Source organism: Chryseobacterium sp. GP-SGM7, assembly GCF_049166575.1.
Taxonomy (GTDB): Bacteria; Bacteroidota; Bacteroidia; order Flavobacteriales; family Weeksellaceae; genus Chryseobacterium.
The window spans coordinates 179,336-200,931 of record NZ_JBMHFF010000003.1 but is presented as its reverse complement, the minus strand read 5'-3'; the positions used below and the strand labels follow the sequence as shown (position 1 = coordinate 200,931).

The window sequence follows — 21,596 nt, the reverse complement described above, 5'->3', positions numbered from 1 at the left end:
TTCAGGCTTTATTTTTTTTAAAATAATTAAAATTTGGCACGGTTTTTTGTGGTATCTTCAATGTTAAAATAATAAAACCATAATATGAAAAAGCTACTACTTGCAGGCTTAGTGGGAATCTCACTATTTGCAGTGTCTTGTTCCACAGTTAATAAAGCAAAAGATGCACAAGCTGTAAGATCAGAATTTCTAAAAATGAAAGGAGATTGGCAGATTGTGAGCATCGATTATGATAAACAATACAAAATCAAACCTTTTGATGAAGGCGCAGATGCACAGTGTTTTGTAGGAAGCCACTGGAGATTTATTCCGAATAATTATTCAGGTTCTTATACTTTAAATGGCGGCGGTTCTTGTCCTAAACTGATTCAGGCAATAAAAGCTGATATTAAAGGTAATACTTTTACATTCAAAAAAATTGCAGACGGTACAAAAGCTAAACAAAATACAGCTGGATATACTTTAACGGTAATCAATAATACAACAGACCAATTCTCTTTAGAGCAAAATGTACCATTTGACGGAAGTAGTGTAAGAGTCGTTTACAACTTCGAGAGAACAGGAATGGATTACACTAGATAATTAATTATAAATATTTTCAAAATGAAATTTAATAAAACATATATAAGCGCATTCTTTCTATCATCAGCTTTATTGTTAACAAGTTGTGAAGCAGTGCAAAATTCAAATCACCAACAGAGAGGTACTGCAGTAGGAGTTGCTTCGGGAGCTGTAATCGGTGGTGTATTGGGAAACAATGTAGGGAAAGGTAAAAACGCTGCATTAGGTGCTGTTTTAGGTGGGATTATTGGTGGTGTTGCTGGTAATGTAATCGGTAATAAAATGGATAAGCAGGCAAAAGACATCAAAGAAACTTTACCCGGAGCAGAAGTTGAAAGAGTAGGTGACGGTATTAAAATTACGATGAATGAAAGTATTGTAACTTTCGCATTCGATTCGTCAGACCTTACTGCTTTAGCAAAAACAAATCTTGATAAACTAACTCAGGTTTTAATTAATAACCCAGATACAAATATCAACATTTACGGTCATACAGACAGCAAGGGCGCAGACGATTACAATCAAAAATTATCTGAAAGAAGAGCAAACTCTGTAAAATCTTATCTGGTATCTAAAGGAATTGCTTCGAGCAGATTATTCGCTTCAGGAGAAGGAGAATCTATGCCGGTTGCATCAAATGATACAGAAGCTGGTAGAGCTAAAAACAGAAGAGTAGAGTTTGCAATTACGGCAAATGAGAAAATGATTAACGATGCACAACAAGGTCAATAATTATTTAATTATATAAAATATTACTTTATAAAACCGCTTTTAGCGGTTTTTTTGTATTTTTATACCAGAGTTTTCTGTCTGAAAAACACTATTTTTGCAATCGAAACCGCATAAATGAAGAAATATTTAAAACTGCTTCGTGTAGAACAATGGGTTAAGAATCTTTTTGTTTTCGTTCCGCTCTTTTTCTCGGGTAATATTAAAAATTTAGATTTACTTACTAAAAGTATTTTCGCATTTATCATATTTTCTTTAGCCGCGGGCGTTGTTTATATTCTTAATGATTATAATGATATTGAAGCAGACAGGAAACACCCTGAAAAAAGAAGACGTCCTTTGGCAAGTGGCGCTATTTCAAAACCTACTGCAATTGGTGTTTTAATAGGATTAGTAATTGCAAATATTCTGTTAACGCTCTTTGCTCATTTTTATCTCGATTCCTCAATCTGGAAATTTGCATCAATCATTGTGTTTTATTTCCTTATGAATTTGGCTTATACTTTTAAATTAAAGCATGTCCCGATTATTGATATTTGTATCATTGCCATTGGTTTTGTGCTTCGAGTTCAAGCAGGAGGTTACATTACCGGGATATTCATTTCACAGTGGGCAATACTGTTAACGTTTGTTTTAGCATTGGTTTTAGCTATCGGAAAGCGAAGAGGAGAATTAATCAACGCGCAGATTTCAGGGAAAACAAGAAAATCTTTAGATGGATATAATGTACAGTTTGCAGACATTGCACTTTCAATTTCAGTAACTTTGGCAATTGTCTGTTATCTGATGTTTACCCTTTCTCCGGAAGTTCAGCAGAAATCACATTCAAGTATATTTTATACGGTAATTTTTGTTGTTTTCGCATTTTTAAGATATTTACAGCAGACTTTGGTTTATAACAGAACAGAATCTCCGACAAAGATTTTATACAGAGATCTATATATTCAGATTACGTTGATTTTGTGGGTTGTTTCGTTTTTAATCTTGATTTACTTTAAAGAAAGTATCCATCAATTTAACTTACTGTAAATTATGAAGCCAAATTTCACACAAAAAGTCAAAAACTGGGGTAATTTTCCTATTGTGGAAAAAGAAATGAAGTCGGAAGACAGCTACAGAAAAATTAAAGAATTTTTACAGAATCACAATGAAGTTATCGCAAGAGGAAACGGAAGATGTTATGGTGACGCCTCTTTAGGTGAAAGTATTTTCTCAACTAAAAAACTAAATAAATTCATCAGTTTCGATCGGTTAAACGGAATTATAGAATGTGAATCCGGTGTTCTTTTATCCGAAGTTTTAGAAATTTCTGTTCCGCAAGGTTATTTTTTATACGTGACTCCGGGAACTAAGTTTGTTACCGTGGGCGGAGCAATTGCATCTGATGTACATGGGAAAAATCATCACTCTGAAGGTTGTTTTTCAGAATATGTTATTGATTTTAAATTAATGACAGAAAATGGTGAAATTATTACCTGCTCAAAAGAAGAAAATTCTGAAAAATTCTACGCAACAATTGGCGGAATGGGTTTAACGGGAATTATTCTTTCAGCAAGATTTAAGCTGAAAAATATTGAAACTGCATATATTCGTCAGGAAAGCATAAAAGCTGAAAATTTAGACGAAATATTCAGGCTCTTTGAAGAAAGCGAAAGCTGGACTTACACTGTAGCATGGATCGACTGTTTTCAGAAAGGGAAAGATATAGGAAGAAGTATTCTGATGAGAGGTGAGCATGCTTTTTCACATGAGCTTCCTCAAAAATTCCTGAAAAATCCTCTACGATTAAAAAAGAAATTTTCTCCCACCGTTCCTTTTTATTTCCCGGGATTTGTTTTAAATGCATTAACGGTAAAGATTTTCAATTATTTTTATTATAAAAAGCAATCTCAAAAAGAGGTTAAAAATATCATCGATTACGAAACGTATTTTTATCCGCTTGATGCCATTAATGAATGGAACAGGATTTACGGAAAATCGGGTTTCATACAGTATCAAATGGTGATTCCGAAGGAAAATGGCAAAGCAGGAATGCAGAAAATTCTTGAAACGATTGCCAATAGCGGAAATGGTTCTTTCCTTGCCGTTTTAAAGCTTTTCGGGAAAGACAATTCTGAAGCTTACAATTCTTTTCCGATAGAAGGTTATACTTTGGCGCTTGATTTTAAAGTGAATTCAAAATTGAAAAAATTAGTTTCACAATTAGATCAAATCGTACAGGATTTTGGAGGAAGAATTTATCTTACGAAAGACAGCATGAGTAGATCTTCGTTGACAGATTACCTGAAAAATGTAGAAAGTTCAAAATTTGTGTCTTTACAGCACAAAAGAATCTTAAATAATAAGTAAAAATGATAGTTCTCGGAAGTACATCTGAAGTAGCGCAGGCTTTTGTTGAAAAAGCTTTACAGGAAGGCGAAAAATACGAAAGAATCTATCTCTTTACATCAAACAGAGAGGCAACGGAGCGTTTTGCAAAACACATTGACGTAAAATTTCTGCAGCTTTCTGAAACTATCGAGCTCGATCTAACCAAGGAAATCAATTATTTTAATTTCGATCACATCAGTTCGAATCTGCTGTTTTGTGCAACAGGCTATTTAGGAGATGGTACGGAAGAAGGTTTATATGACAATAAAAATACAGAACAAATTATTGATATAAATTATTCAAAATTAGTTCCTGTGATCAATTATTTTGCACAGAAATTTGAAAATAAAAGATCAGGAACAATCATCGGGTTATCATCTGTTGCAGGAGATCGTGGGAGACAGAGTAATTTTATCTACGGAAGTGCAAAAGCTGCTTTTACAGCTTATTTGAGCGGACTTAGAAATTATCTTTTTGAAAAAAAAGTTCATGTTTTGACTGTAAAACCAGGATTTATGGCAACAAAAATGACGGAAGGTTTACCATTAAATCCAAGATTAACGGCAACTCCAAAACAAGCTGCAGATTGTATTTATACAGCATTTAAAAAACAAAAGAATATTGCATACGTTTTACCGGTTTGGGGCGTTATTATGATGATCATCAGAAATATTCCTGAGTTTATCTTTAAAAAATTAAAGCTTTAATCAGATTTTAAAATAATTAAAAGATTAGAATGAAAAAATTGTATTGTTTTGATTTTGACGGCACACTCACTTACAAAGACACCATGTTTCTGTATCTGAAATTCTACAATCCCTCTAAATTTAGGGTGCAGTTTTTGAAACATATTCCACTCTTCATCCTTCTGAAATTAAAACTGGCAGAGACGGAGAAAGTGAAGAAAAGTTTTATCGGCTCGGTTTTAAAAGGCCAGTTACAATCTAAAATTGAAGAAAAATCGAAACAGTTTTTTGAGGAAAATTATCCTAAAATTGTAAGAGAAAATGCATTAGATTTTATTAAAAACATTGATAGAGAAAATACGCAGAGTCTTATGGTGACTGCTTCTCTTGATATTTGGGCTAAACCTTTTGCCGAAAAATTACAGATGAATCTTGTTTCTACCCGGGCTGAATTCAAAAACGGTGTTTTTACAGGTAACTTTATTGGTAAAAATTGCAACGGAAAAGAGAAATTAGAGCGCATTAAAAAAGAAATTTCAGACGATAAGTACGATAAAATCATAGCGTTCGGAGATACTTCGGGAGATAAACCGATGCTGAAATGGGCAAATGAAGGTCATTACCAATTTTTTCATTAATTTTGAAGGATTAATAAAAATAAAATGAATAAACTGCTGATTTTGTGTTTTGCAATGATCATGAGTTGTACAAGCACAGCTTTAAATAAATCTGATGATATGCAGAAAAAAGGAGAAATCTTAATGTCAGAATCGCAAGGTGGTACTGATGGTGCTGGCTTTAAAATTATAAAAAATGAGCAGGATTTTATAGAAGCTATAAAGTCTAAACAAGGGGAGTCTCTCGTAGAAACCGGAAGTGAGCCTGTTGCAAAATATCCTTCTTTTCCGGCTGGTAAAAAAGTGGTACTGTATAATCAGGGAAGATTTAATTCCGGTGATCACAGAATTAACGAAATTAAAAGTATTTCTGTAAAAGATAATGTACTGTATGTAGAAGTTCCGATGTATGAATCGGGCGGAATGGAAATTCAGGTACTTTCAAACCCCTGGTTTATTTTTTCGGTGCCTTCCAATTATCAGTTCACTTCAGTACAATTAAAATCTTCAAAATAAAAATGAATAAAATATATTTAGATAACGCTGCTACAACTCCGCTTTCAGAAGAAGTAATCGACGCAATGGTTGATACGATGAAAATGAATTTCGGTAATCCTTCCTCAACGCACAGTTTCGGGCAGGAAGCTAAAATTTTAATAGAAAATGTAAGAAGGCAGATTGCGGATTATCTACATATAACTCCGGCAGAAATTATTTTCACATCTTGCGGTACAGAATCCAACAATATGATCATAAAATCCAGCGTTGAGTATCTCGGCGTTGAGAGAATTATCAGTTCTCCAATGGAGCACAAATGTGTTTCTGAAAGTATTTTGGAAATGAAAAACAGAAAAGGAGTTGAAGTTGCTTATATCCGTCCCAATGAAAAAGGAGATATTGATTTAACTAAATTGGAAGAATTACTTAAAGCTTCCGATAAAAAAACCTTAGTGAGTTTAATGCACGCCAATAACGAGATTGGAAATATTGTTGACATTAAAAAAATTGCAAATATTTGTAAAGAAAACAATGCGCTTTTCCATTCTGATACTGTTCAGACCATGGCGCACATGAATCTTGACTTTTCAGATATTCCAGTGGATTTTGCATCCTGCAGTGCTCATAAATTTCATGGTCCTAAAGGAATTGGTTTCGCATTTATCAGAAAATCTAGTGGTTTGAAAGGGATTATTACTGGCGGTCCTCAGGAAAGAAGCTTGAGAGCAGGAACTGAAAATGTAGCAGGAATTGCCGGTTTGGGTAAGGCTTTAGAACTTTCATTAAATAATATGGAAGCTTATACCCTACATATGCAGGAAATCAAGCAATATACGATTGACAGAGTTGCAGCAGAGATTCCGGGAGTTAAATTCAACGGAAGGAGTTCTGAGGCGGATAACAGTTTATACACTGTGGTAAGCCTTTTGCTTCCTTATAAAAATCCTTTAATAGGTTTACAGCTTGATATGAAAGGTATTGCGGTTTCACAGGGAAGTGCATGTTCATCGGGAGCTTCAAAACCTTCTATGGTAATGATGATGGTTTTATCTGAAGATGAAATGGATAACGGTACCCCTTTAAGAGTCTCATTCAGTCATAAAACAACTAAAGATGAAATTGATGCTTTTGTGAGTGCATTAAAGGAAATATCTGCAGGCTTCGTTATAGAAAATACAAATGTCGAGCATAGATAAGCTTTTCATTTTAAAGTGGTAATTTTGAATCAGATAAATAAAATAAGAATATTAATAATTAAAAGATAAAAAAATGGCTTTAGAAATTACAGATAGCTCATTTCAGGAAACGGTTTTAAAATCAGACAAACCGGTATTGGTAGACTTTTGGGCAGTATGGTGCGGACCTTGCAGAACATTGGGACCAATTATCGAAGAAGTTGCAACAGATTTTGAAGGAAAAGCTGTTGTAGGAAAAGTAGATGTAGACAACAACCAAGATATTTCTATGCAATACGGAATCAGAAATATCCCTACAGTTCTTATTTTCAAGAACGGTGAAGTAGTAGATAAATTGGTTGGTGTAACGCCAAAAGAAGTAATCGCGGAGAAATTAAGCGCACACTTATAAAAAATAGCTTTGATAATGAATGCTTTCCATCTTGGGAAGCATTTTTTGTTTTTAAAGATTTGCAGAACTGGTAAAAAGTTGTATTTTTGCAACCACAATAAAAGAAGATGTTTCTGGACATTGTGAAAAAGATCCGGTAGTTCAGCTGGTTAGAATGCCGCCCTGTCACGGCGGAGGTCGCGGGTTCGAGTCCCGTCCGGATCGCAACTACAATATCAATGTAGTATAAAAAGCTTTAAAAAAACACATTTTTTAAAGCTTTTTTTGTTTTTATGTTTGTTCATGACAAAAAACTAAAATCAATTCTATAGTGGAGTTTTCCATTATTTACGAACTACAATTGATGAAAAATTCAGATTATCATTTTCATAACGAATGAAACCTACTTTTTTCGATTTTTTCATTTAGATATATTGGAATAATCTTTACAAATAAACTATTAACTTCGAGAAAAGAGTCTTATGAATTATTCTCATTAACATTGTTGTTGATGCCTTTTATCTTGTTTTTATACCTGTTTCCTCCTTAATATCTATAAAATTTGATTCTTTATTTTTATTTCTGAATAAAATCATAACTACTGTGTTTTATCTCAGGTTTTCTGTTTAGATTCCCCAAACAATTATTGATCATCAGAGATGATTTTTTGCGTGGTCTGATTTCAGTTTCATTGACATTTTCATTCGTTTTATGAAGCTGTTACATTTTAACGATCATCAACTGGCAGCTTCCATCGGTTTTTAGTGGTTGACCTGCCGTGCTGGAATTTGAACTCCAGCCAATGATACGTACTGTTTGACCTGCAGTTAGATAATACATGCCCGATGTATAACCTTTACCCTTTACTCCGGCAGGATAGTTTGTATTATTGGCACCTGTGTAGATAGTATGAAACGAATTAATGTCGGTAGGTCCGCCACCATTTATAGATACATATAAGTTCTGGTTGGTAGTATTGGTTGCTGTTGCCGCATCCTGCGAACGGGTAACTGCCTGCACAAAATAAAGGCCTGGTTGTACTACAGTAAAAACACCATTGCTGTCGTAAGTTCCTATGGCAGAAACGGTAGTGGTGGCATTATTATAGGTTACCAAATCACCAGTGAGCTGAGTTCCGCTTCCACTACCATTTGCATTTGGCAATATTTGAGCGTTGGTAGTTTTGGTGGCTTGAAGTACTAATGTGGCTCCGCTTCCACCACCTGCCGGTGTTACCCATTGCGTATTGTAATTCGTAGCATCCACTTTTGAAAGCACCTGTCCGGTTGTCCCACCTGTAGGAACTCCTTGGCCATTTGTACCATTGGTTCCATGAGTTCCGTTGCAAACATATTTAAGACCGGTAACCTCAGAAGCGTCTAAAATACCGTTATTGTTATCATCCAGCCCTGATTCTACCTTTATTCCGCCATTTGCGCAGTTGGTACCGGAAGCTTCAGTAGTGGTTTTTACCAACGCATTTTTACCGTTGATCCCAGTACCGTTGCTTCCAAGATTCGAAACAACCGTTCCGGAAACAGTTCCATCATCGTTAACACTAAACAGATTTGTTCCATTTGAATTTTCAAGTTTGAAAGTTTCTGTTGATGATGTATTTCCTTTACCTTTTACATGCAGGGTAGAAGTGGGATTGGTTGTATTAATCCCAACATTGCCAGTTTGAGCCATTGTGTATTGTGAGACAGGCACAATTATAAAAGCCATTAAATACTTTTTGAGAAATTCCGATTGTTTTTTCATAATACTCATATCAATAATCATTTTAAGTTTTTTTTATAGGGTAGTTTTTATTAAAGTTTTATTAACAGTTTAGGAAAGATTTGGGAATTATATGAAACTGTCTATCAAGCTACAGAGAAGTTAATGGGGTTATCAGTTTGGAAGACCTGATTAAATTATTGTTTCCATCACAGACTTGATGTCTTTAAATTTAAGTGGAATTCCATTCAGTAAACATATCTTGATTGCTTTCCAAAATTTCAATTTAAAAATCAGCATTAGTTTTGGTTATATTTCTTATGCAAAGCAACTTAATTAGTTTAAAAACAAAAGAGTTTATAAGTATGAAATAAGTACAGTTTTTAAAAATACAGGTACAAAAAAAGGACAGTTTTTAAAACTATCCCTTACGAAGTATGCAATACTGTAAGATCAATTAAATGATAAGTGTTTAATAATCAGATATTTTTTTTGTAAAACTCAAATAATGTCATTCAAATCTTTTCTTGTTTTAATATTTAGAGTTTCATAGATGTTTTTTATATGATATTTCACGGTACTTTCGGTAATGTTAAATTCTTTTCCAATCTCCTTGTTAGTTTTTCCGTTTTTTATCATACTTATGATCATAAGTTGTTTATTATTTAATTTTATTTCGGCACTTTGGTTCTTCTCTTGATGATGATTTAATAATATCTGTTTCATCGACTCAATTTCGCTAAGATAGGCGATATTGTTTTTTCTAACTCTTATTGCGTATTTAACTATAAAATAGATTATAACGCAAAGGATTAAAATAGCCAATAAATAAATTACAGTACTAATCATACTAAATTTTTTTACCTCCTGCTCTGTCTTATGTACTTTAAGGTTACGGTCAAGGTGCAATTTCTGAAGGTTTTCAGATGCCCTGTATATTTTACTCAGTGAGTCATATTTATTTGTGAATTTTAATGCGTTTACAGGATCTTTCTTTTCTTTATAGAAATTCATCATCACTTCAGCGAGATAAATTTCATATTTCATTATTTTACAATTTTTCGCCTTTCTTATTCCCAAATTGTAATATTGTGCAGCCTTGTCCAGATTATTCAGAGAAAAATAAAGTTGTATTTTTTTTCCATAAATAATAGGCAAATCGCACGAGCTGCTTTTTTGCATTAATAAAGCTGCTTTTTCATAGTAGATATCAGCATTCACAAAATCTTTATGGGTGTAATAAATATAACCCTCCTGCATTATTATCTTTGCTTTATCCTCTGTAGAAATATTTCTATAATCATCACTGGAGATCTTTTCCATAATTTTTGCCGCTTTGCTGTAATCCTGGGTATCAAAATAGGCAAAGGCAAACTGCACACTGATCTTATTATATAATTCTGTAAGATTATTTTCTCTGGCGATAGTGTTGGCTTGTGACAAATAATATTTAACAAATGTATAATCCTGCAGCCTTTTATGAGTGTAAGATAGCAAGATATTGATTTCGATCTTATCTCTGGGAATTATATTTTCTTGTTCAAGCAAATTAAGAAGAGTATCCTGTGATTTTTTATAATTCTGTTGATTATTATATTGATATATTGTATTAGACAATTTATCAATATTTATTTCTTGAGAATATACTAAATGACAAGAAAATATTAGAATGAGCAATGAATATCGATTCATTATAGATATTAGTTTTCTTTTACAAAAATAACAATAAGTGATGTATTGATTATCATAAATATTACTTTATTGTTTGCCTTCGTTTTGATTATTCTCATCCACCCATTTTCTTTTCTTTCAAGTGCTGGTTAAGTAATTTCATCTTCATTAAACTACTTAATTATATCATAATGTAATTTTATGCTTTAATTTAATGCCAATTTAAGTAATGATAATCGAAAACAAAACTAATAGAATTGATAATGTGTAATTTATAGTTAATTTGCATAAAATTCATTGCTAAAGTTTGTAGATAATGAAAAAAGCTATATATTTGCAACCACAATAATCAAGGGTAACACTTCTGAAAATTGTGAAAAGATCCGGTAGTTCAGCTGGTTAGAATGCCGCCCTGTCACGGCGGAGGTCGCGGGTTCGAGTCCCGTCCGGATCGCAAAGTTTTTACAATTTTAACTTTAAAAGAAAATTGATCCGGTAGTTCAGCTGGTTAGAATGCCGCCCTGTCACGGCGGAGGTCGCGGGTTCGAGTCCCGTCCGGATCGCAGCTATAAAAACAAAATAGCACAAAAAGCTTTAAAACATATGTTTTAAAGCTTTTTTCGTTTTTAGACTATTCAAAAAGAGTCAAAATTACACAATCTGAAAGTGACTTATTCAGTGACCTGAAACATCGGGAAAAATAGGTCACTGAGAAAATTGAATATTCAATTCGATGCTTTTTCAAAAACAGCTTAAAAAGTTGAATATTCTTTGAAATTTATCATTGGATTTTATAATCTAAAGTGACCTACTGAAGTGACCTTAACCAAATGGTCTAATGAGGTCACTAAATGATTGGAAAGCGCCTGTAGTAAGCCAGTTCAGAAAGTGAATATCTTGTGAATGTTTTTTACTGAAGTTAATTTTAAACTCATAAAATCCAAATAAATGAACAAGACATTCAACCTACTTTTCTATGTGAAAAAATCTAAGATCAATGCTATTGGAGATATCCCAATATACTTACGTATTACCATAGATGGGAAAATAACTGAGATTAGCACCAAACGTGCAGTGAACCCTAAAAAGTGGAGTTCAGCAATGCAGAAGGTAAGTGGTACTACAGAAGAGGTCAAGTCGCTTAATTTTTATCTTAAAACTTTTGAACAGAGAGTTTATAACATCTATCACGACTTAATTAAGAGCGGCGAAAAAGTTACCTGTGAAATTCTGAAAAATAAGATTTTAGGAAAAGATGAACTTAACAGAACACTTATTCCTATTTTCTTGGATCATAACAATAGAATGGAACAACTTGTTGGGAAAGAATTTGCAATAGGAACTTTAGGACGATATAAAACCTGCCTCAGCCACATAAGAGAATTTCTAAAATGGAAGTTTAATCTCTCGGATATTGATTTAAAAAAGATAGACTTCGCATTTTTAAACGATTTTGAATTCTATCTGAGAACCGAAAAATCTTGTAATAACAATTCTGCTGTAAAGTATCTTAAAAATTTTGGAAAGATTGTTCGTATATGTATCGCTAGTGGTTGGATTGAAAGAGATCCATTCCTCAACTATAGCTCGAGTTTTAACGAGGTGACCAGAGTTTTCTTGAATGAACAGGAATTAGAACTAATGTTTAACAAAGAATTTAAAAATGAGCGTTTATCACAGGTGAGATATATCTTTCTTTTTAGTTGCTATACAGGGCTAGCTTACATAGATACACAAAAGCTTACAAAGGATAACATTAATATTGGATTAGATGGTAATAAATGGATATACACTACACGTCAAAAAACCAAGACGAAATCAAATATACCATTACTCCCTAAAGCGGAAGAAATTATCGAGAAATACGCAAATCATCCAACTTGTTTAAACAGTGGAAAACTTCTTCCTATATTAAGTAATCAGAAGATGAATGCTTATTTAAAAGAAATCGCTGACCTTTGTGATATAAATAAAGAGCTTACTTATCATATTGCTCGTCATACTTTCGCTACCACAGTAACTTTGGCGAATGGAGTCCCAATTGAAAGTGTTAGTAAAATGCTGGGGCATAAAAATATTAAGACCACTCAACACTATGCAAAAATTCTTGATAAGAAAGTTAGCGAAGATATGTCGATGTTAAAGTTTATATTGCAAAGAAAAGAAAAGGAGAATTTCAGAGCATAATTAAAAATTATTGTAAATCTTTGTAAATGCATATTAGAAAACTCAAATTAGATCTTCTGATTAAAACTACGTTGTAAATTTTTACTTGTAGATATCTGTAAATGCTTTTAAGGTTAACTCGTGAATTAAGTATTTTAAATAATCAGATAAAATTTTAGAAAGAAATATATGCTGTTTATAAATGAGTAGATTGTTCTTTTACCAAAAAGCATAGTTTCAAAACAACTATATTGATGATTTGGTGCTGTTAAGTCAAATTGAAAATAGGTAATATCCTGTGCTTTTATTTTACAAAGTCCTTGTGCTTATGTCTAAAGTAATCTTGCTTATAAAACTAATAGCAATAAGCATCGAAATAGTAAGTATTTAATTAGATGTTTCGGTCTTGGATAGAATACCAAAAAAATGTCGAACCATTTTTTAGACGATTTAGAAAAAATGATAAAAATGAAAATCAATATCAAGCTTCCATTATTATATTTTCAAAAAAATCTAGATCACTTGCCAGTCATTTTTTTCAATTCATAAAAAATAATCTTAAACTATATTAAGGTTCTTTCTTAATCTTTATTATCCTTCTGTAATCAAAGCTTATAGTATTTTTGCAAATTATTCACTTTGTGATTGTAAATTCAAATACAGTAGTATTTTGTTATTTATTTTCTACGGTATTTGTCCAGAATAAATCGAAGCTAATGGTAATTGGGCTTTCACTTAGTTCTGAAAACGTTAATTAAAGGTTGTTTACAAAATTGCACAAAAAGTGAAGCTGCAAAATAATAATGAAGTTTGTTTTAATATGATTGACAAAAGATTGATTCCACTGGCTTTGGGTGGATTAAGTTTAGGAACAACAGAGTTTGCAATGATGAGCCTGATTCCGGATGTAGCGACATCACTTGGTACAACAATTTCGGAAGCCGGAAATTTTATTTCAGCGTATGCTTTGGGGGTGGTTATAGGAGCTCCTGTTCTGATTAGTTCTGCTTTAAGATTTCCTCCTAAAAAAGTACTTATGCTTTTTATGATGTTAATTATTGTCTTCAATTTATTATCAGCTATTTCTTATAACTACACATTAATGGTAATTATGCGGTTACTGGCGGGATTGCCACACGGTGCTTTTTTTGGTGTTGGTACTGTGGTGGCCGCCCAATTAGCTGTGCCAGGTAAGGAAGCAAAGAATATTGCCATAATGTTTACAGGATTAACGGTTGCCAATTTGGCAATGGTTCCGTTAGTGACTTACTTAGGACAATTATTTTCCTGGGAAATTGCGTTTGTTATCATTTCGTTGATAGGAGCGCTTTCTTTATTATTTATATACTTGTTGATTCCGGACATTAAGATGAAAAAGAATGTTAGTATGCGGGACGAATTTAAATTTTTAAAGAAACAACAGATATGGATCATACTGGCGATATGTGCATTGGGATTTGGAGGTTTGTTTGCCTGGCTAAGTTACATTGCTCCTTTAATGACTTTTGTATCAGGATTTTCTTCTGAGAGTTTAGCTTATATAATGATTTTGGTTGGTTGCGGAATGGTGATTGGCAATTTCATAGGCAGTTTATTGACAAATCGTTTTGGAGATCGTAAAACAATTGTAATTATTTTAGCCTCTATGGCTGTTATACTTCTTACCATTTACCTATTCTCTTCCATAAAAGCTGTGTCCTTGATATGTGCTTTTCTGTGTGGTGCTTTTTCAATGGCAGGTGCATCTCCTATTAGCTTATTGATTATTAATGCTGCTCCCGAATCCAAAATGATGGGGAGCGCATTCATCCAATCTGCGGTCAATATAGCCAACTCGGCAGGTGCTTATTTAGGCGGGGTTCCGCTTGCATTGGGATTTTCTTACCAGTATCCGGCTCTCGTTGGAGCAGTATTGGCTTTAATTGGTTTTTTGATCACTGTAAGTTTTTACAAAAAGATCAAAGCTTAGATCAGTTTGCTGTAATAGTCCCTTATTAATCGTTTAGCGAGATGAGAGTGGTGACATTTAATCCTGTTTCAAATCAAAAAACCTGGTTATTCCAAGACCAATCATTAGAGTGTCATAAGATTTTAACTTCATTTCGTAAGTAACTGAAAGCCCGATTTCCCATTTTTTGGAGAGTTCATAGAAATATTCAAGACCTACTACGATCATTGTAAGGTTTTTAGATTTACTAAATTCTTTGCCGGCGCCGCCCATTATCCCTAAAGATTTTAGCGGTTTATAGATAACTACTGCATTTATTGATAAAGGATACTCTCTCTCTAAATAGGATTTTTCTCTGGAGCCATTATTTTCCTCAATCACAAAATTTTCGAAGATCAGGTCTGAATGTAGTCCTAAAGACCATTTTTGTGTTATCCAGTAATTCAGATTTATGCCAAGAGTCGGCGCACTGAAATTTTTTTTGTTCTTTTTATTGTTTTTAATTATTGCGTGTCCCATAACTGTAGAAACTCCAATCTTCTTTTTGAAATCTTCATCATCATCATCATTCATAGAAATATCCTGACCATTGGCAAAGAAAATACCTACGAATGACATTATAGCAGTTATAGCTCTTCTGAACGTATTTTTTTTAAGAACATTTTATTTTGAATATTGTTAAGTTTGGGTTAATGTGGAAGAAAGGTATTTTTGAACTTTGTTCTTGCTCTTCCGGATTGCAGATCTACAAAGGCAAAATTACCCGTAATAGTCATTGTAAAAAATGGATATTCCTCAGAAAAGTATATCCATTTCACATTTGCAACCCACTTGAAGATCTTATTCAATTTTCAAGATCAGTGGTTTTCTTAAACTAGTTCAAGGGTATTTATTGTAATTGTTTATTGGTATCTGTCTGTCAATCATTAGATATTTGTACTGTGATAGTTTACAAATATTTTGATTATCACTCACTATAATTAAAATTTAGAAATTATGTCAAATGAAAAAGAAATGATCATTAGCCGAGTAAATGATTATGCTAAAACAATTAATCTCGCAAAGACAGAATTAATAGGTGATTTTTATGCGGATGATGCTTTATTCATACCGGATAATTATAAAAGTATCACAGCACTCGAACTTAAAAACAACCGCAGAAAACGTTTTTTAAGCAAAACTGATTTTACGATTAGTTACTCCGCTGAGGATGTAGTGCTAGCAGGAGATTTTGCCTTTGTAACGGCTTTTGCAGAGACATCGGTAAAAGATAGTGAAACCAAATTAAATGTGTTGAAAACAAGTCAGGATTTTTTTGTATTTAAAAAAATAAATAACGAATGGAAAATTTTCAGATATTTATTTAATAACGTAAAAACTATAGTTTAATAATAATGAAGGCTGTCGTACTTTACAGAGCAGGTGGTCCTGAAAATCTCAGACTGGAAGATCGCAAAATCCCGTCTGCTTCGCAGGGGAAGGTTTTAATAAAAATTAAATCCTTCGGGCTGAATCGTTCTGAAGTGATGACCCGAAAAGGTTATTCAGAAGGTGTTCATTTTCCCAGAGTTTTAGGAATCGAATGTGTTGGTGAGATTGTTGAAGACCCTTCAGATGAATTCCGGAAAGGTCAAAAGGTAGCGGCATTTATGGGTGGAATGGGCAGAGATTTTGACGGAAGCTATGCAGAGTATGCCGTTTTGCCAAAAACGGTTATCTCAAGTTTTGAAAGTTCTTTGCCTTGGGATGTTTTAGGCGCTTTACCTGAGATGTTCCAGACCGTATATGGTTCTTTATTCTCAGCACTCACTATCAAAAGAGGCGAGACACTGCTGATTCGTGGTGGAACTTCTTCTGTTGGAATGCTTGCGGCACAACTTGCAAAATCGAAAGGTTTGAAAGTCATCAGCACCACCCGAAATGACGATAAAGTAAGTTTATTGATGGAAAACGGAGCTGATGAAGTTTTGATTGACGATGGGAATCTTTCAAAACAAATATCAGAACAAGACCTGAAAGTTGACAAGATTTTAGAACTTGTAGGAACATCCACTTTAAAAGATTCTTTGTCATCAGTGGCTCGGGGAGGGATTGTCTGTATGACAGGAATGCTTTCTGAACAATGGTCCATCAAAGAATTTGAACCAATGGATTATATTCCTGCTGCAACGTTTCTCACGGTTTACGATAGTGGGCAAATGCGGGTGGATGGAAAATATTTTCAGGAATTTATCAATGAAATAGAGAATGGCAACATTCACCCCAAAATAAAAAAGGTCTTCAAACTAGAAGAAATTTCGGAAGCGCATTCTTTTATGGAATCCAATTCCGGTGGCGGCAAGATAGTTGTAGTTCTCTAAAACCCAAAAAACAAAATTTATGAATTTACAGGCAGAAACAGAATTCCATACGCAAAACTACTCAAAGAAAACCTTTCTGGCGGACGTTTTGGAAGGTTTAAAAAGCAGTCCCAAAAAATTACATTCAAAATATTTTTATGATGAGGCTGGCGACAAACTTTTCCAGCAGATTATGGATATGCCTGAGTATTATTTGACCAATTGCGAAGTCGATATTTTCAAAAATAAAACAGAGCAGTTGGCAAAAATTATACTGACAGATAATGAACCTTTTGATTTAATTGAACTGGGCGCCGGTGATGCTCTGAAATCAGGTTATCTTCTTGAGTATTTAACCAAAGAAAATATCGATTTTACTTATATGCCAATCGATATTTCGGGACATATTCTGGAAGTATTAGATGAAAAATTTAGGAGAGATTTGCCAAATCTGGAGATTAAAACTTTGGAAGGCGAATATTTTGATATGCTGGACAAGGCAATGTCTATTTCGCAAAAAAGAAAAGTTGTATTGTTTCTTGGTGGCAATATCGGCAATATGTATTTGGAGGAATCTCATCATTTCTGCCGGGAATTGAGGAGAAAACTGAATCGTGGCGACATTCTTCTTATTGGTTTTGATTTGAAAAAAAATCCGCATACCATTCTCAATGCCTATAACGACGCGGCAGGAATCACATCATCTTTCAACCTGAATCTTCTTATCAGAATGAATCGCGAACTGGAAGCGGATTTCGATGTTCTGAATTTTCAGCATTATCAGACCTATAACCCATTATCAGGAGAGTGTAGAAGTTTTCTCGTAAGTCTTACTGAACAAAATGTACACATCGGAAATCAGGCTTTTCATTTTGAAGAAAATGAATTGATTGATATGGAAATATCACAAAAATTTTCTCAGGACGATATCAGCAGACTCGCAAAAGATGCAAAATTTCATATTATCGATGAGGTTACCGATTCCAAAAACTGGTTTGTAGATTCTATTTGGCAGGTTTTTTAATTTTAAAATTAATTCCAATGAAAACAAATTCCGCTCTTACGATTCCAAATTCAATAACCAATTGGGCAGAGAAATATTCAGAAATTCGAAATCATTCTGTTAAAATCTGTGAACCTTTAGAAATTGAGGATTACGTGGTTCAACCTATCGTCGATGTAAGTCCGCCGAAATGGCATTTGGGTCACACGACCTGGTTCTTCGAGACTTTTATTTTAGAACCCAATTTTCCTGATTATCAGGTTTTCGATGCGCAGTATAATTTCGTTTTCAACAGTTATTATGAAACAATTGGTGCCAGAGTCATCCGTACAGACAGAGGAAACCTGAGTCGTCCGTCCGTTTCTGACATTTATAAATACAGAAAATATGTTGATGAGCAAATGGATGCTTTTCTTCAAAGGGAATATTTAACGGAAGAAATTAAACCTTTACTCGAACTTGGTCTCAATCACGAACAGCAACATCAGGAACTATTACTAACTGACATCAAATATATTTTAGGTCACAATCCACTTTTTCCTGCTTATAAAAATGAAGATGTTTCGAAAAAGGTACAATCTGAAAATATCGAAATGATTCATTTTAATGAAGGAATTTATGAAATTGGTTTTGAAGGGAAAGGTTTTTGTTTTGATAATGAGTTGGGAAGACATAAGGTGTATCTTAATGATTTTGAAATTGCTGACCGATTAGTTTCTAACCGAGAATATTTAGAATTTATGGAAGCTGGAGGCTATCAGGATTTCAGACATTGGCACGCTGAAGGCTGGGATTGGGTGAAACAGAATGAAGCAAAATCTCCTCTGTATTGGCATTTGATTGACGGGAAATGGATGAATTACACTTTAAATGGACTTGAGTACTTAGATTTAAATGATGCCGTTTGTCACATCAGTTTTTACGAAGCTTCAGCCTTCGCTTCCTGGAAAGAAATGCGTCTCCCCACAGAAGCTGAATGGGAAGTGGCTTCTAATTATTTTGATTGGGGAAACCGTTGGGAATGGACGAACTCTGCTTATTTGCCCTATCCTGGATTTAAGAAAGAAGCCGGCGCAGTAGGAGAGTACAACGGAAAATTTATGGTCAATCAAATGGTTTTGCGCGGGGCATCTGTTGCCACACCAATGGGACACAGCAGAAATACATACCGTAACTTTTTCCAAACTGGCTTGAAATGGCAGTTCACGGGAATCAGACTTGCTAAATAACCGCCTATGATAGCAGTAGAATCGGTTTCGAAAAGTTTCAACGGAAAACCAGCAGTAGACAATATTTCTTTTCAGGCCAATGATAAGGAAATATTGGTGCTTTTGGGAACCAGCGGTTGTGGTAAAACGACAACCTTAAAAATGATTAACCGGCTGATAGAAGCTGATTCGGGAAATATTTTGATTGACAGAAAAAATATCCGTAGTCAAAATGTGGAAGAGCTCAGAATGGGAATCGGTTTTGTAATGCAGCATTCTGGATTGTTTCCGCATTACACCATTAAGCAGAACATCGCTGTAGTACCGGAATTATTAAAATGGAACAAAAAGGAAATTCAAAACAGAACCGAAGAACTTCTGTACAAACTTCACCTTCCCCAAGATGTGCTCCAACGTTTTCCTTCTGAACTGAGTGGTGGCCAACAGCAGAGAGTAGGAATCGCCCGGGCTCTTATTGCCAATTCGCCAATTCTTTTGATGGATGAACCTTTCGGAGCTTTAGATAATATTACGAAAGCTGATATTCACTCAGAATTCAAATCTTTGGAAGAGCTTAAAAATAAAACTATTATTCTCGTGACCCACGATGTACAGGAAGCATTTGAATTGGGACATCGGATTTGTTTGATGGATAAAGGAAAAATTATCCAGACCGGAACTCCAAAAGAAATGTTGTATTGCCCGAAAAATGATTTTGTAAAAGATTTCTTTGCCGAAAACAGACTTTTATTGGAATATCAGGTCGCGAGGGTAATTGATTTGAATTCATTTATCAATATAGAAAATTTATCCACTGACTTTGATTTTAATGAATCGACAACTGTTTGGAATGCGTTACAGGCATTAAGTTCAGAACAGAAAAATACAGATGCTTATGAAACGTTGATCAGAGGATTTAACGAATACAGAAAATTACAAATCTTATGACGCAACAAAGTCTTTGGCAGTTCGTCATAGAACAGCACGAAAAATTACTGACTCAGGTGGTACAGCATTTGGGATTAACTTTTCTGTCATTACTTTTAGCGATTATTGTGGGTTTACCATTGGGAATTTTAATCGCGAGAAAAAGAAAATTATCGAGTCCGGTTTTAGGTTTTGCAGGAATTTTACAGACTATTCCAAGTATTGCATTATTAGGTTTTATGATTCCCGCATTTGGAATTGGCGCAACGCCGGCCATTGTCGCATTGTTGATTTATGCACTTTTACCGATTATCAGAAATACATTTACAGGAATTACCGGTGTGAACCCAAGCGTCATTGAAGCGGCAAAAGCAATGGGAATGAATCGAAAACAAATGCTTTTCAAAGTTGAACTTCCCTTGGCAATGCCTGTGATTATTGCGGGAATCAGAACGGCAGCGGTTATCAATGTTGGCGTGGCGACCCTGGCTTCTTTTGTTGCAGCAGGTGGTTTGGGCGAATTTATCTTTGGCGGAATTTCTTTGAACAATACCAATATGATTCTGGCAGGCGCTATTCCCGCAGCATTATTGGCAATTTTACTCGACCAGATGATTGCTGTTTTGCAGAAATCAGGTTATCAGTTTTTTAAGAAATTAAAATACATCATTCCTGCAATTTTATTGCTATTTGGAAGTGTTTATTTGATGAATTCCGTTTCAGATAATAAGTTGAAGGCAGGATTTACACCTGAATTTATGGGAAGGCAGGACGGCGATTTGGGACTGCGGTCCGTTTATGGTTTGAATGTCAATCCTAAAGTCGTGAGCGATGCCGTTATGTACAAGGCAGCTTATGAAGGTGAACTGGATCTGATCAGCGGATATTCCACAGACGGAAGAATCAAAGCCTATGATTTGTACGTTTTGAAGGATGATAAAAAGATTTTCCCACCTTATTTTGCGGCACCGATTATCAAGACGAAAACTTTAGAAAAATTTCCTGAACTTGAAGAAACTTTGAATCTACTTGCTGGGAAATTCAACGATTCGATAATGACAGATTTGAATTACCGTTCGGATTATCTTAATCAAACGCCTGAGAAAATTGCGAAGGATTTTTTAATTAAAACTAAATTATATGAAGTTCCACGAAAGGGAAGTGGTTCAACAATTCGCATTGGTTCAAAGATTTTTGGGGAACAGTATATTCTTACTGAAATCTACAAAATAATGATTGAAGGCTACACCAATTATAAAGTGGAAACCAAAACAGGATTGGGTGGAACGAAAATCTGTTTTGACGCACTAATGAACGATGCCATCGATTTTTACCCTGAATACACCGGAACAGGACTTTTAGTTTTATTAAAGCCATCAGAAAAGACCGTTCAAACGGTTTCTCAAAATGCTGATAAGACGTATAAATTCGTAGATACGGAATTCAGGAAACAATATGGAATCCAGTGGCTGAAACCGCTTGGGTTTAATAACTCTTATGCTTTGATGATGCGCAAAAAACAGGCAGACGAGCTGAAGATAAAAAGTATTTCCGACCTCAAAAAATATATGGATTCAAAATAGAAATG

The 21,596-nt window shown here is 34.3% G+C and carries 20 protein-coding genes and 3 tRNA genes; 20 read left to right on the top strand and 3 right to left on the bottom strand.

Annotation, left to right across the window (positions count from 1 at the left end; translation table 11 throughout):
- Positions 1-84: 84 nt before the first annotated feature.
- The 10 genes from ACOOWA_RS13285 to ACOOWA_RS13240 all read left to right on the top strand — a co-directional run bounded on the left by ACOOWA_RS13285 (position 85) and on the right by ACOOWA_RS13240 (position 7,252).
- Positions 85-582, top strand: a complete 498-nt coding sequence (locus ACOOWA_RS13285) for a lipocalin family protein (RefSeq protein ID WP_421375877.1) — start codon at positions 85-87, stop codon at positions 580-582.
- 21 nt (positions 583-603) lie between these two features.
- Positions 604-1,293, top strand: a complete 690-nt coding sequence (locus tag ACOOWA_RS13280; protein ID WP_421375875.1) for an OmpA family protein — start codon at positions 604-606, stop codon at positions 1,291-1,293.
- A gap of 114 nt (positions 1,294-1,407) precedes the next feature.
- Positions 1,408-2,319, top strand: a complete 912-nt coding sequence (locus tag ACOOWA_RS13275; RefSeq protein ID WP_421375873.1) for a decaprenyl-phosphate phosphoribosyltransferase — start codon at positions 1,408-1,410, stop codon at positions 2,317-2,319.
- A 3-nt stretch (positions 2,320-2,322) separates the two neighbouring features.
- A complete protein-coding gene (locus tag ACOOWA_RS13270) occupies positions 2,323-3,639 on the top strand; it encodes an FAD-binding protein (RefSeq protein ID WP_421375872.1) in 1,317 nt (438 codons plus the stop codon).
- A 2-nt stretch (positions 3,640-3,641) separates the two neighbouring features.
- Complete coding sequence (locus ACOOWA_RS13265) at positions 3,642-4,367, top strand: SDR family NAD(P)-dependent oxidoreductase (protein WP_421375870.1); 726 nt, start codon at positions 3,642-3,644, stop codon at positions 4,365-4,367.
- A gap of 29 nt (positions 4,368-4,396) precedes the next feature.
- Positions 4,397-4,984, top strand: coding sequence for an HAD family hydrolase (locus ACOOWA_RS13260; RefSeq protein WP_421375868.1), 588 nt, complete (start codon positions 4,397-4,399; stop codon positions 4,982-4,984).
- A gap of 24 nt (positions 4,985-5,008) precedes the next feature.
- Entirely contained in the window at positions 5,009-5,479 is a 471-nt protein-coding gene (locus ACOOWA_RS13255; protein ID WP_421375867.1) for a hypothetical protein, read from the top strand.
- A gap of 2 nt (positions 5,480-5,481) precedes the next feature.
- Positions 5,482-6,657, top strand: a complete 1,176-nt coding sequence (locus tag ACOOWA_RS13250; RefSeq protein ID WP_421375866.1) for a cysteine desulfurase family protein — start codon at positions 5,482-5,484, stop codon at positions 6,655-6,657.
- A gap of 73 nt (positions 6,658-6,730) precedes the next feature.
- On the top strand, positions 6,731-7,048 hold the full coding sequence (trxA, locus tag ACOOWA_RS13245; protein ID WP_421375865.1) for a thioredoxin: 318 nt from the start codon (positions 6,731-6,733) through the stop codon (positions 7,046-7,048).
- Positions 7,049-7,178: 130 nt separating this feature from the next.
- Positions 7,179-7,252: transfer RNA gene (locus tag ACOOWA_RS13240), tRNA-Asp, on the top strand.
- A gap of 495 nt (positions 7,253-7,747) precedes the next feature.
- Here the strand turns inward: ACOOWA_RS13240 and ACOOWA_RS13235 are convergent.
- Entirely contained in the window at positions 7,748-8,752 is a 1,005-nt protein-coding gene (locus tag ACOOWA_RS13235; protein ID WP_421375863.1) for a DUF7151 family protein, read from the bottom strand.
- Between the two features lie 495 nt (positions 8,753-9,247).
- On the bottom strand, positions 9,248-10,363 hold the full coding sequence (locus ACOOWA_RS13230) for a LuxR C-terminal-related transcriptional regulator (RefSeq protein WP_421375862.1): 1,116 nt from the start codon (positions 10,361-10,363) through the stop codon (positions 9,248-9,250).
- 434 nt (positions 10,364-10,797) lie between these two features.
- On the opposite strand from ACOOWA_RS13230, the gene ACOOWA_RS13225 reads away from it, so the two are divergent.
- The 4 genes from ACOOWA_RS13225 to ACOOWA_RS13210 all read left to right on the top strand — a co-directional run bounded on the left by ACOOWA_RS13225 (position 10,798) and on the right by ACOOWA_RS13210 (position 14,552).
- Positions 10,798-10,871, top strand: a tRNA-Asp gene (locus tag ACOOWA_RS13225).
- A 35-nt stretch (positions 10,872-10,906) separates the two neighbouring features.
- A tRNA-Asp gene (locus tag ACOOWA_RS13220) sits at positions 10,907-10,980 on the top strand.
- Positions 10,981-11,365: 385 nt separating this feature from the next.
- Positions 11,366-12,604 carry a site-specific integrase gene (locus ACOOWA_RS13215; RefSeq protein ID WP_421375860.1) on the top strand — a complete coding sequence of 413 codons (1,239 nt, stop codon included), beginning with the start codon at positions 11,366-11,368 and terminating at the stop codon, positions 12,602-12,604.
- A gap of 763 nt (positions 12,605-13,367) precedes the next feature.
- On the top strand, positions 13,368-14,552 hold the full coding sequence (locus ACOOWA_RS13210; RefSeq protein ID WP_421375858.1) for an MFS transporter: 1,185 nt from the start codon (positions 13,368-13,370) through the stop codon (positions 14,550-14,552).
- A 57-nt stretch (positions 14,553-14,609) separates the two neighbouring features.
- Here ACOOWA_RS13210 and ACOOWA_RS13205 read toward each other — a convergent pair whose 3' ends face one another.
- Positions 14,610-15,149: a hypothetical protein gene (locus ACOOWA_RS13205; RefSeq protein ID WP_421375856.1), complete on the bottom strand. Its 540-nt coding sequence runs from the start codon at positions 15,147-15,149 to the stop codon at positions 14,610-14,612.
- A 378-nt stretch (positions 15,150-15,527) separates the two neighbouring features.
- Here ACOOWA_RS13205 and ACOOWA_RS13200 point away from each other — a divergent pair, with 378 nt between their 5' ends.
- The 6 genes from ACOOWA_RS13200 to ACOOWA_RS13175 are packed head-to-tail and all read left to right on the top strand — an operon-like array spanning position 15,528 to position 21,591.
- On the top strand, positions 15,528-15,920 hold the full coding sequence (locus ACOOWA_RS13200; protein WP_421375854.1) for a nuclear transport factor 2 family protein: 393 nt from the start codon (positions 15,528-15,530) through the stop codon (positions 15,918-15,920).
- A gap of 5 nt (positions 15,921-15,925) precedes the next feature.
- Positions 15,926-16,891: a zinc-binding alcohol dehydrogenase family protein gene (locus tag ACOOWA_RS13195; RefSeq protein WP_421375852.1), complete on the top strand. Its 966-nt coding sequence runs from the start codon at positions 15,926-15,928 to the stop codon at positions 16,889-16,891.
- Positions 16,892-16,910: 19 nt separating this feature from the next.
- Positions 16,911-17,894 (top strand): L-histidine N(alpha)-methyltransferase, encoded by a 984-nt coding sequence (locus ACOOWA_RS13190; protein WP_421375851.1) that lies wholly within the window; start codon positions 16,911-16,913, stop codon positions 17,892-17,894.
- 17 nt (positions 17,895-17,911) lie between these two features.
- Entirely contained in the window at positions 17,912-19,102 is a 1,191-nt protein-coding gene (gene egtB, locus ACOOWA_RS13185) for an ergothioneine biosynthesis protein EgtB (RefSeq protein WP_421375849.1), read from the top strand.
- Between the two features lie 6 nt (positions 19,103-19,108).
- Positions 19,109-20,029: an ABC transporter ATP-binding protein gene (locus ACOOWA_RS13180; RefSeq protein ID WP_421375847.1), complete on the top strand. Its 921-nt coding sequence runs from the start codon at positions 19,109-19,111 to the stop codon at positions 20,027-20,029.
- Positions 20,026-21,591, top strand: coding sequence for an ABC transporter permease/substrate-binding protein (locus ACOOWA_RS13175; protein ID WP_421375845.1), 1,566 nt, complete (start codon positions 20,026-20,028; stop codon positions 21,589-21,591). Before ACOOWA_RS13180 ends, ACOOWA_RS13175 begins: the two co-directional genes overlap by 4 nt.
- The last annotated feature ends 5 nt before the right edge of the window (positions 21,592-21,596 follow it).